Below are 10,562 nucleotides of genomic sequence, written 5' to 3' on the forward strand. Positions count from 1 at the left end.
TTGACTTCGTCATAGCCGAATTTTTCAGCAATTTGGGCGCATTGAGCCAAATCTGAGGGATTGTCGCCGCCGATTTGGAGGGCGAGGGGCTGTTCGGATCGATCGAATCCTAACAGCTTATATTTATCGCCATGTAGGATCGCCATGCTCGTGACCATTTCAGTGTAGAGCAGGGTGTGACGGCTGATTTGGCGCAGGAAGTAGCGGCAATGACGATCAGTCCGATCCATCATCGGGGCGACGCTGAGGGGATGCACAGAGGTGAGGGGTGGTGTTTTTAACACAGCGACAAACGTTCTGGAGGTTTCCTCCAGGTTAAGTGAGTCAAGACAGAGGAACACAGAGGAGAAGTGGGGTTTAGCTGTAGCGATCGCGAATTTGGTCGATTTTATCTTCCCAGTTGGCACCGTCGAAGGCAGAAATCTCAAATTGGTCGATCGCATTATCATCTAGACAGCGGAGATTAATATCATATCCGTCTGGGTGCGATCGAGGTCGGTAAAAGGAATGAATTCCACAATGGCGACAAAAATGGTGCTTGGCGGTGCCGGTGTTAAAAGTGTAAGTATTCAGATCGGCTTCGCCGTGAAGTAGGGTAAATCGAGCGGCGGGGACAATGAGATGAATGAAACCCTTTTTAGAGCAAATCGAACAATTGCATTGAACTGCTTCGAGTTTTTCGACCTCAACTCGATAACGAATTTTGCCACAGTGACAGCCGCCTAGATAAGTTGTCGATCGATCCATAATCATTTCTCCACCTGATTTTGTGCCGATTTGTCAAGCAAAAGGAGACGATCAAATTCGATCGTCTCCTTTTTGCTGGGTAAATAGATTACAACTAGCTGTCTAGCTCTAAGCCAGGATCGCACGATCGACTTATCATCTGGCTCGCAAGTTGTTGACATGTTAGCGTGGGGGACGTGAGCCGCCTTCAGGACGCGAGCCACCTTCAGGACGCGAGCCACCGCGAAATTCTACTTGAACCGTACCGCGAGGTTCCCCCCGAAATTCGCCACCTTCGCGATGGAACTCCTGACGCTCGCGATGGCGGCGGGAGTAAAATTCACGGCGGCGATCGGCTTCGCGTTCCCGTTCGATTTGCCACTGACGACGACGATCGAAGTCGTCACGATGATAGGGCACTGGGGGGCCGCCGAGTCTGATAATTATTTGCGCGTGGAGATCTCCAGATGGTCTGTGAATGTTTACCCGATCGCTAGTGCTGGTAGCAGCTTGAGCGGTCGGCACGATCGAGATTACTGAGAGGATTCCGATGGCTAATGCTGTGAATTTAGACATAGGTAAATTTCGTTTGAATGCAGATGAAGATACACGGTACCATTTTCACTTTAGCTCGATCGCTAGTCGGGGTCATCGAACTAAGGTAATGTCTTTGAGGTAGATTTCCCGATCGATCTGTATCTTTAGTCATGGTTGCCAACTTACAGACAACGCTTGAATAAATTTTAAAAAATCAGCCAAAACCCAAACTGGGTTTTGGCTCAATGCTCGAAAAGCAAGAGTAGAGATTGGCGATAGTAAATGGTATTGCCGCCACAATCTAGAACCGGAAACCTGCACCGATCGCGATGCCAGTACCTTGACCCCGATCGGTACTCAAGGGAACGATAATCGAGCCTTTTAATCGGATACTTTCGCTCAGATCCAAGTCAGCACCACCGACTAAACTCACCGTCGTGACACTATTGCTGCCAGTATTGACATCGACAGATCCACCGACAAAGGGGGTAATCTGAAGCGTACTATCGGTATTTCTGAGCGTGATATCGTATGTCAGTGCCGTCCCAAAATCAGTACCGTTATCGGGAAAATAGATAAATGGACGCAATGAAAAATTGTCGCTGAGGGGGAATTTAGAATCAACCCCAATTGCCGACTGGCCATTGCCGAATAGTACCGACGGGCCGATCGAGCTTTGATTCGAGACTTGAGCACTAGCGGGCATACTCATGCCGATAGTTGTCATTGAAGAGAGCAGGGTAACAAGTGCGATAATTTTGCTTTTCATTTTGGGGCTTCTGGCTGTAAATAGATGAGCTGGTTTGAGATTGTCAGATAGATCGTGCACCCGATCGTGGAGCTATGAAGGCGATCGCAAATTCAACTTCCATACTTATAATTTATTGAATCTCAAACGTATAATTATCTGTCAATAGTTAGATGTCCCAACTGCCTAATTATAGATTTGAATCGGCAAATATCTGCTGCTGTTGCTAACAGCTCTCAGTCGATCGAATCCTCTTATTTGATAAAGTATTTGAGGCGATCGAACCAACTAGCCAATCCCCGTAAATACTTGTCTACTTGGGATAAATAATTGCACGAACCTTGAAGATCTGACGGACGATCGATTCAAGACATGCCTCCGAACCGCACTGAAACCAGCTAACTATTAGATTGTCATGTTTTTAACAGATCTAATCGATCTGTAGCTGAATGATCTTGATCGACAGATGTAGAGATAAGCTATCGGTCTGAATGGTTCTAACGTCGTAAAGTAGATCGGCATTAGCAGCTCTAAACTTAGCGATTGCGACGATAATAGCCATGATCACGGTTGTCACGACGATCTCCATATCGATAGCGACGGCGATCGGCTTCACGATCGCGTTGTCGCTCCAAAGTCCTTCGTTGTTGGAGGATACTCCCACGCGAGTAACCGCGATCTCGATTGTAGCGGCGATCGCGATCATAGATCGACAGGTTCGCTCGAATAGATTTAACCGATCGCAGATCGCCGATTTTAGCGGCCGCGATATTCACCACGGTAGTCGCTGCGATCTTCATAGCGATCGCGATGGTAATAGGCTCTCTGGCGACGGCGTTCGGCTTCGCGTTCCCGTTGGATCTCCCACTCGCGGTGACGTCGCCCTTCCCAACGGTTAGCATATTGTGGTTGCGACCCAACTTGAATTACCGCTTTGACGCGGGTATCGCCGTCGCGATTTTGGCCGATAAAGATGGAATTGAGGTTAATCGGGATGGCTTGTGACTGGGGAGCGATCGACAGGACGGTAAGTGCAGCTAGCGCGATCGGTGCAATGAGTTTTAACATGATTGAGTCTAAATTTAAGTAATTGATATGTTGAGGTGAGTCGATCGGTAACTAGACGGATTGATGTCTGCCGTTGTGTCTCCCATCATGTCCGTGACGAGATTTGCGTTGAGCTTGTTGCTCTGGAGTCAGAATCGCCTTCAACTGTTGCTCGCTAGATTGACGGATTGTCTGGATCTTGGCTTGTTGATCGGCGGTTAGATTCAGACTTTTCCAAGTGTTGCCCATGGCTTGGCGACGCTCTTGACGAACCTTTGCTTGCTGCTGTTGGGCGGGAGTCAAGACTGCTTGCATTTGGCTGCGTGTCGATGCCCGCAGTTGCTGAAATTTGGTCTGTTGCTCTGGGGTGAGATTCAACCGTGCCACACCACCACGACGCCAGCCACCACGTTGAGGGAGTTGTGCTTGTTGGGCGGGAGTCAAGATTGCTTTAAATTGCGATTGATTTGACTCGCGAATGGCCTTGAGTCTGGCTTTTTGGTCGGTGGTGAGATTCATCATCATCCCCTTGCGACCTTGTCTGGTAGTTTGACGTTGTACCTGGATCTGGCTGAATTTCTGGCGTTGTTCGGGAGTCAGTACGGCCTCGATCTGGCTGCGAGTAGCAGCTCGGAGTTCCGCCATTTTTGCCTGCTGTGCTGGTGTGAGATTGGAATAGTTGCGACGATTGCCCATCTCGCTGGAGGCAATCTGTCCTGGAGCAGCATTGTGACTGAGGTAGTTATTGGCCGCAAATGCTGGGGCGGCGATCGCTATTGCCAAAAGTGGTAGCAATTTAAGTAGTTGGTTTTTCATGCTTGGAATCGGGGGTGTTGGTGGCGAGATGTGTTTGATTTCCATGCTGCTATCTTAAGTTTTTTGGCTCCATTTCCACATCCAGCAAAGGTCACGATCGCGACCATTAATAACTAACCGCTAGTCATAGATTAAACTAGTCCAAAGCATGACTAAGGTAACGCTCGCTCTGGAACAAATCCAGTTATGTTAGAAGAAACATGCGTAATTGTTTTGGCGACTCGCCGATCTCACCTCAGCTAATGCCTTAGAGACTGTTTGAAAAGTTATTTTCGACACCCGTAGTTGGCATGAATCCCCCTAAATCCCCCTTTTTAAGGGGGACTAAGATCCGGTTCCCCCTACTTGGTGTGCCTTACTGTCGGGGAACCCGAACAGTAAGCACATCCGCTTTTTAAGGGGGCTAGGGGGATTTTCTAAGGTTTGAGCGTAACAAATTTGACTTTTCAAACACCCTCTTAGATTTACTACCACCCCATCACCCACTTTGAATGCAGATTGAATTTCTCATGCGTCACCCTCTGAGATCGTTACTATATATCGAGTGGATTTTATTTGCAGTGGTGATGGCCTTGGAAGTATCGCCTCGCGATGGGCAAATGCTGGAACCAAAATGGTTGAATATCGGGATTGTGGTGTTATTGGCAGTGATGGGATTGCGACTACCTGGGGGTAAGTTGTTAGTCCGAATTCTCTATACGATCGCCCAAATTATTCCCGTTTTTGTCGCTGCGGCGAGCGGAATGCGTCCGGTCGGGTTGCTGTTGATTATTGTGGTGATTCGGAGTTATTTGATCTTCGATCGCAAATATCGGTTGTGGATTACTGGGGGCATTTTTGCGTTGTATCTAACGACGATGAATTTATTCCCCTATCGCCAGCGCGTCCACAATGCTCAAGGATTTCGAGATCGCGCAGAGACAACTACCACTAATCCGAGATCGGCAGCGACTGGCAGTGCGCCAACGATCGTTGGCAATCGTCCGTCAGATTCATCACAGGAGACGCGCCGCGAACGAGATGGATTTCGGTGGGGTTTTGTCTCGTTATTTGGCGGAATCTTACTGAGTTTGCAACTATTAGTAGACAGGATTTTGGCCGAAAAACAAGCCAAAGAAGAACTAGCGATCGCCAATCAACGCATTCGCAGCTATGCAATCAGAGCGCAGGAAAATGGTAGTTTACAAGAACGCAATCGAATTGCTCGCGAGATTCATGACTCATTGGGACACTCGCTGACTGCTCTCAATCTCCATCTGGAGATGGCTGTCAAACTCTCCCAAGTCAAACCCGAAAAATCGCGAGAAGTATTAGTAGAAGCCAAGCGACTGGGTTCGATCGCCCTTCGGGATGTCCGCCAATCTGTGTCGGCATTGCGTTCAGATCCGATGCACAACCAGGATTTACCAACGGCAATTCACAAATTGGCAGATGAATTTAAGTTGTCTAATTATATTCAACCGATCTGTCATTTAGATCTACCAGAGCAGCTCCCACCGTCTGTTGCAATTACGATCTATCGCATCATCCAAGAAGCATTAACAAATATCAGTAAATATGCCCACGCTACGGAAGTGACGATCGATATTCGGACCGAGTCTAATTCGATCAAATTCCAAATTACCGATAATGGACGCGGTTTTATTCTGACTAATAACTTGACAGGATTTGGCTTGCAGGGGATGCGGGAACGGGTACTCTCATTACAAGGTGAGTTCGATTTGATTAGTGCGCCCGATCGCGGCTGTCAAATTATCGCTAGTATTCCGTGGCCGAAGGATTAAATAGTAATGTCGTTAAGTTGGAGATTTATAGTTATACGTGCGAACTCTTTGATAGTACAAGTCTGGCGTAGTTTTCCAGCGATCGATTCGGTAGGAGCAATTCATGAATTGCTCCTACCGAATCGATCTGGCGATCTCGATTAAAGGAGAAAGAGACGTATTATCGATCGACCTGTAACTTCAATTCCTGAAGTACTGTATCGACATGATTTTTGACTCTGACATTCGACCAAATTTTAACGATCTTACCACTCGGATCGATCGCGAAAGTCGAACGTACGAAGCCCATATATTCCATGCCCATGAACTTCTTTAATTGCCAGACGCCGTAATTTTCAGCAATTTGATGTTCGGGATCGCTCAGTAACATAATTGCTAACTTTTGCTTGTCGATAAACTTCCCATGCGAAGCGATCGAATCGGGACTGATGCCGACAACTTGAGCATCGAGCGCAAGAAATTCGGGTAGTTTGGCTGTAAATTCGATCGCTTCAGTCGTACAGCCTGGAGTATTATCTTTCGGATAAAAATACAGCACCAACCATCGACCCTGAAAATCTTCCAGACTATTATGTTTGCCCTCGCGATCAGGTGCTGTAAATGTAGGAGCAGATTGGCCGATATTCATCTCGATCTCTAGCTGTTAAATACCGCAATATTTTAGCTTACTTCCGACTAAAAGCCGGTATCTAGACTGCTCTGCTTGCTGGGCATCGCTCGATGCGATCGTCCAAAGGCTCTTTGCTCCCAGTGGCCGAGATTCTTGTCTAGTTTGGGCTTACCGCCAGCACTTTCTTCGATCGAGGCACTCCCATCTTTGGCGAAACTAAAGATTTTTTGGATGATGGCTTCGGGATTGCGGGAGTTTTCTGGTTTGAGTGTGAACAACATGTTTTGCCGATCGCAGTTGCTGCTTTTAGCTGACAATGCACAGATGACCGTCACTGAGTTCACCGTGCCGCTGGCTAGTTGCAAATCTTTGAATGTACCGCCATTGCGATTTGCGGCTTGCTGGAGGCGTTCTGAGACGATTTGGCAGCGTTTCATTGGCGTGTACTCGCTACCGAAGCCACCATAATTCCAACTTAACATTACCGCCTGTCGATCGCCTTTGTGGACGACAGTTTTGAGATCCTGACAACTGACGCGCAGACTCGATTCAGCCGTGAGATTGGTTGTGTCACCTTCGATCTCGTCGGAGATCGAATTATCAACAACTGGCGGCATCTGCGATCGCCCGATTTGAACAGAGAGGATGACAGTTGCAAAAATAGTCGGAATTAGTAAATAGTTAGCTATCGTCAGTTTCATGCGATCTCGATCGATATATACAAGTAAAAATATAGAAGATATTAAATTAATTAGAAACCGCGATCTCTAGCAGAATTTATAGTGCTAGTAATTGGCTTGGATTGGACAATCTTGGTGGTGCTAATAGTTCTAATCAGTTGCTGCTTGGCACTATCATAATCATAGTAACCAGCGGCGATCGTTTGACTGGGTTGGATACAAATAGTATCAGTAGTTAGCCCATTAATAAAGACTAAACCGGGCGCGCAATTAGTCCGAGCGACGCCCCATTGATTGAGGACAGGAGTAACTCGATCGGTATTTTGGCTAGCTTCGATGCGGAGTCTTTCCTTGGCAATTTCCACTTCAGCCGCAATCTTAGCTTTCTTGATTTCGGTATCGGCAGTAATTTCGGCCGAGCGATGGGGTGGATTGAGTAAGTTATTGAGTAGAGTGATGCCACCAGTGATGAAATCTGTGGATGTGACGTCGGCAATTAACCTGCTCGATGTCGCGGCTGGTTGCTGTTGCGGTTCGATCGATAATTGATACGCACTAGCTGGCCAACTAGACGTTAACAGTGTGGTCAAGATAAGTAGACTGAGTTTGATGTGACGCATAGATCGATTTTTCTAGTAATCCCTCCATGTCCTTGTCTACAGTCGTCCGATGGACATTTCCGCAGAGTTGGGATCGATCGAGCCAAATTAGCGATTTCCGTTACAGCACTTTCATTTGCGATGAAGTACGTTATACCAATTCTCTAAAGACAAGCTACAGATTCATCCACCCATACACTCATCTACCCATCTACTCATTCACTTTCGATCTTCGGAAGTGGTGATGCTGGAGGTTTTTTCCCTCTGGAGTAGATGAGATTTTCTGGATGAATTTGTTTTTTTTGCTCAATGCGATCGAGGGCTTTTTTAGCCTTGAACATCAAGCGTAGATAAGTGACTTGACTTTGCCACGGGGAGCGTGGGAGTGCAGATTGTTTGGCTGTTGCTTCTGCCATCGTTACACTCCTACTAAACTTATTGCTGCTGTTTGTGACCAGTGCTCTGGCCACTGGATTTTGTTAGCGGTGAAACGAAGTGGGTCATTTTCTGGCCAAGAACTATCGATCGATTCTTCCACCAGTGCAAATTCCCCATTATCAAAAGGATTTCCCTCGGCAGGTCGCTGGAGATAAAATCTTTCGCGCAGACCTCGCTCAGCTTGGGTCAACGCACGATGGTGACAGTAGGGATTATTCCCTCGTTTGTCGAAGAAAACGTGCGCCGTCCAGCTACAACCACCACGACAGAGTTCTGCAAATTCACAAGTCTTGCAAAATCCCCAGAGATGTTCTGTTCCTTGTGGCGTTCCAGCACCAAGATTGAACCGCAGTTCTTCGGTTTCTTCAATGATCGTGCGGAGATCGTAATCGCGAATATTACCGCCTGTGTAAGCAGACGTCGGCAACGAGGGACATCCCTTGATGGCACCATTGGCTTCTATTCCCAGAGCCGAAAGACCAGCGGAGCATCCTTGCCAGAAAGACCAAGCATCTCCACCCCGAAGTAACCGTTCATAAGGACCGTAATAGCCAATATTATTTCCAGCTTGAACTCTGATGCCTTCTTGCTGGGCACGTTCTGCGACCTGGGCAATCATCGGATAGACATCCAGCAGTTCAGGGGGCTGCAACAAGATATCGCTATTATCTGCGGCATTGCCCATGGGCACAGTTAGCTGTATTTGCCAAGCAGAAATGCCAGCATCCCCGATCCGTTCATAAATTTTGGGAAACTCTGGCGCAGAGAGCCGATTAATTTGGGTATTGCAACCAAAAGGAATTCCGGCTTGCTGGAGATGGCTCATGGTTTTAAATGCCCATTGCCAAGATCCTGGTTTTCCTCGGAGTCGATCGTGAGTTGCTTCCAATCCATCAACGGAGACAGAGACAACTTTAATTCCGGCAGCTTTCATTTTTTGTGCCGTTTCCAAGGTGATGCCAAAGCCGCCCGTGGTCATGCCACAGATCATTCCTGCTGCGGTAATTGCTTGAGCAATTTCGAGCCAATCATTGCGGAGAAATGCTTCGCCGCCAATGAGGGTAACTTCGGTAATGCCAACTGCGGCCAGTTGTTGCACCAAGTTGAGTGCTTCAGCGGTGGAAAGTTCTTCACTCCGCGCTTGCCCAGCACGAGAACCGCAGTGCTGGCAAGCAAGGTTGCATTTCAGAGTGATTTCCCAGACAGCGTAACTAATTCTGTGATAAGTCAATTTACTGCTTGTTTGTAATTGGATAGCACTCAATATTCTTTGAGGTGCGAAAAATTGGTATTGATGGGAATTTGGAGATTACCCAATCAAAAAGATTGTGAATTATGTACAACTAAAGACTCAGCTTTGTTTAGACGGCTAAGAGGGTGTTTGAAAAGTTTTATTTGTTACGATCGTAGGCTGTCCGATCCCCCTAAATCCCCCTTTTCAAGGGGGACTTTAATCCGGTTCCCCCCTTTTGAAGGGCAGGGCGGATCCATCGGAAAGAGAATAATCCGTAGGGGCAGGTTTATGCGACTAACTTGAACTTGAAGTCACCCTTCGTACGAACCTGCCCAAACCCACCAGTAACCTAACGATCACTTTATTTCAAACATGGAAAAATATGATTTGGAAGTTGATAGTGGGTGAGGGCGGGTTTGTACGATAGTTATCGTTAAATTCGCGATTTTTAGCATAAACCCACCCCTACAGATTTTTCTTTTTTCAATAGATCAGCCCTGCTTTTGAAGGGGGCTAGGGGGGATCTTCTAGGGTTTATGAGTGCTATCTTATACTTTTCAAACAGCCTCTTAGACATTAGACAATTTTGCTAGGTTTCAGGACTTTTCTCCACCATAAAGATCGAGAGGTGGCAAGGTTAACCCATACATTGGAGTTACCCAAAACTTAAATCCTCCAACGACTCCGGCCATCTCTTCAATACTCAAATCTTGAATCTCACTTTCGTTGAGGTCAAAATTTTGAGCCGTAAATTGGGCATACTCTGCTGGTGAAAAGTCAAACCCAGCAGCTTGGATTATTTGCCATTTTTGTGATTCACTGTCAGCATCTTTGATCTGCTGACAAAAAACTCTATCTTGGCCTAATTTTTCATAAAATGCTGCAACATTTTCTAAAGACATTTTTAGCATCTCCTGGAGTTATTTTTTGAGATTGGGGAATCGCTCAGTTAATTCAAATTGAATAAATGAGCGATTCTAGATCGAGGCAGTTGAATTTAATCTAGATCATCCAGTAATATCGATTCACTGGATGATTAAACCTCCGAAATCTCTTATTAGAATAATGAGATTATGCATTTGATAAGGTCACAAAGCCATCCGCCACCTTGGAGATTGAGTTCTTCATCAGAGATATCTCTTAAGTCTTCGGAGTTGACATTTAGATCGATAATTTGAATTTTAGACATTTTGTTTTTCCTAGAAATGTTTTTTTGTTTCGCAAGCTCTCTCGAACTTGTTAAAAACAATCTATCAAATCTGCAATCAGAAGTCACGCATTTTTAGATGATTTTTGCAAAAACGATCGACGTAAATGAATATGTTTTGTCGCTAAAATTGATG

15 protein-coding genes are annotated in these 10,562 nt (G+C 46.3%); 1 reads left to right on the forward strand and 14 read right to left on the reverse strand.

Annotated elements, in window-relative coordinates; genetic code table 11:
• From RMO27_RS13345 to RMO27_RS13380, 8 genes are all read right to left on the reverse strand, one after another.
• The coding region (locus RMO27_RS13345; protein ID WP_309733281.1) for a tRNA-dihydrouridine synthase at positions 1-233 on the reverse strand (233 nt) is incomplete at its 3' end.
• Positions 234-357: 124 nt separating this feature from the next.
• Entirely contained in the window at positions 358-747 is a 390-nt protein-coding gene (locus RMO27_RS13350) for a GFA family protein (RefSeq protein WP_309733251.1), read from the reverse strand.
• Positions 748-909: 162 nt separating this feature from the next.
• Positions 910-1,302 (reverse strand): hypothetical protein, encoded by a 393-nt coding sequence (locus tag RMO27_RS13355; protein ID WP_309733253.1) that lies wholly within the window; start codon positions 1,300-1,302, stop codon positions 910-912.
• Positions 1,295-1,435 (reverse strand): hypothetical protein, encoded by a 141-nt coding sequence (locus RMO27_RS13360; RefSeq protein WP_309733256.1) that lies wholly within the window; start codon positions 1,433-1,435, stop codon positions 1,295-1,297. The genes RMO27_RS13355 and RMO27_RS13360 overlap by 8 nt, the downstream gene beginning before the upstream one ends.
• Positions 1,436-1,564: 129 nt before the next feature.
• Complete coding sequence (locus RMO27_RS13365) at positions 1,565-2,092, reverse strand: hypothetical protein (protein WP_309733258.1); 528 nt, start codon at positions 2,090-2,092, stop codon at positions 1,565-1,567.
• Positions 2,093-2,441: 349 nt separating this feature from the next.
• Positions 2,442-2,717: a hypothetical protein gene (locus RMO27_RS13370; RefSeq protein WP_309733260.1), complete on the reverse strand. Its 276-nt coding sequence runs from the start codon at positions 2,715-2,717 to the stop codon at positions 2,442-2,444.
• Between the two features lie 50 nt (positions 2,718-2,767).
• Positions 2,768-3,079 (reverse strand): hypothetical protein, encoded by a 312-nt coding sequence (locus RMO27_RS13375; RefSeq protein WP_309733262.1) that lies wholly within the window; start codon positions 3,077-3,079, stop codon positions 2,768-2,770.
• Positions 3,080-3,130: 51 nt separating this feature from the next.
• Positions 3,131-3,919 (reverse strand): Spy/CpxP family protein refolding chaperone, encoded by a 789-nt coding sequence (locus tag RMO27_RS13380; protein ID WP_309733263.1) that lies wholly within the window; start codon positions 3,917-3,919, stop codon positions 3,131-3,133.
• A gap of 446 nt (positions 3,920-4,365) precedes the next feature.
• On the opposite strand from RMO27_RS13380, the gene RMO27_RS13385 reads away from it, so the two are divergent.
• Complete coding sequence (locus tag RMO27_RS13385) at positions 4,366-5,658, forward strand: sensor histidine kinase (protein WP_309733265.1); 1,293 nt, start codon at positions 4,366-4,368, stop codon at positions 5,656-5,658.
• 160 nt (positions 5,659-5,818) lie between these two features.
• Here RMO27_RS13385 and bcp read toward each other — a convergent pair whose 3' ends face one another.
• The 6 genes from bcp to RMO27_RS13415 all read right to left on the reverse strand — a co-directional run bounded on the left by bcp (position 5,819) and on the right by RMO27_RS13415 (position 10,121).
• Positions 5,819-6,286: a thioredoxin-dependent thiol peroxidase gene (bcp, locus tag RMO27_RS13390; RefSeq protein ID WP_309733268.1), complete on the reverse strand. Its 468-nt coding sequence runs from the start codon at positions 6,284-6,286 to the stop codon at positions 5,819-5,821.
• A 47-nt stretch (positions 6,287-6,333) separates the two neighbouring features.
• A complete protein-coding gene (locus tag RMO27_RS13395; RefSeq protein ID WP_309733270.1) occupies positions 6,334-6,969 on the reverse strand; it encodes a COP23 domain-containing protein in 636 nt (211 codons plus the stop codon).
• Between the two features lie 50 nt (positions 6,970-7,019).
• Positions 7,020-7,538 carry a hypothetical protein gene (locus RMO27_RS13400; protein WP_309733272.1) on the reverse strand — a complete coding sequence of 173 codons (519 nt, stop codon included), beginning with the start codon at positions 7,536-7,538 and terminating at the stop codon, positions 7,020-7,022.
• A 224-nt stretch (positions 7,539-7,762) separates the two neighbouring features.
• Positions 7,763-7,963, reverse strand: a complete 201-nt coding sequence (locus RMO27_RS13405; protein ID WP_309733274.1) for a hypothetical protein — start codon at positions 7,961-7,963, stop codon at positions 7,763-7,765.
• Positions 7,964-7,965: 2 nt separating this feature from the next.
• Positions 7,966-9,216, reverse strand: coding sequence for a nif11-class peptide radical SAM maturase 3 (locus tag RMO27_RS13410; RefSeq protein ID WP_309733276.1), 1,251 nt, complete (start codon positions 9,214-9,216; stop codon positions 7,966-7,968).
• A gap of 599 nt (positions 9,217-9,815) precedes the next feature.
• Positions 9,816-10,121 (reverse strand): Nif11-like leader peptide family natural product precursor, encoded by a 306-nt coding sequence (locus tag RMO27_RS13415; RefSeq protein WP_309733279.1) that lies wholly within the window; start codon positions 10,119-10,121, stop codon positions 9,816-9,818.
• Positions 10,122-10,562: the final 441 nt, after the last annotated feature.

This window comes from Chamaesiphon sp. OTE_75_metabat_556 (assembly GCF_031378165.1).
Lineage (GTDB): Bacteria > Cyanobacteriota > Cyanobacteriia > Cyanobacteriales > Chamaesiphonaceae > Chamaesiphon.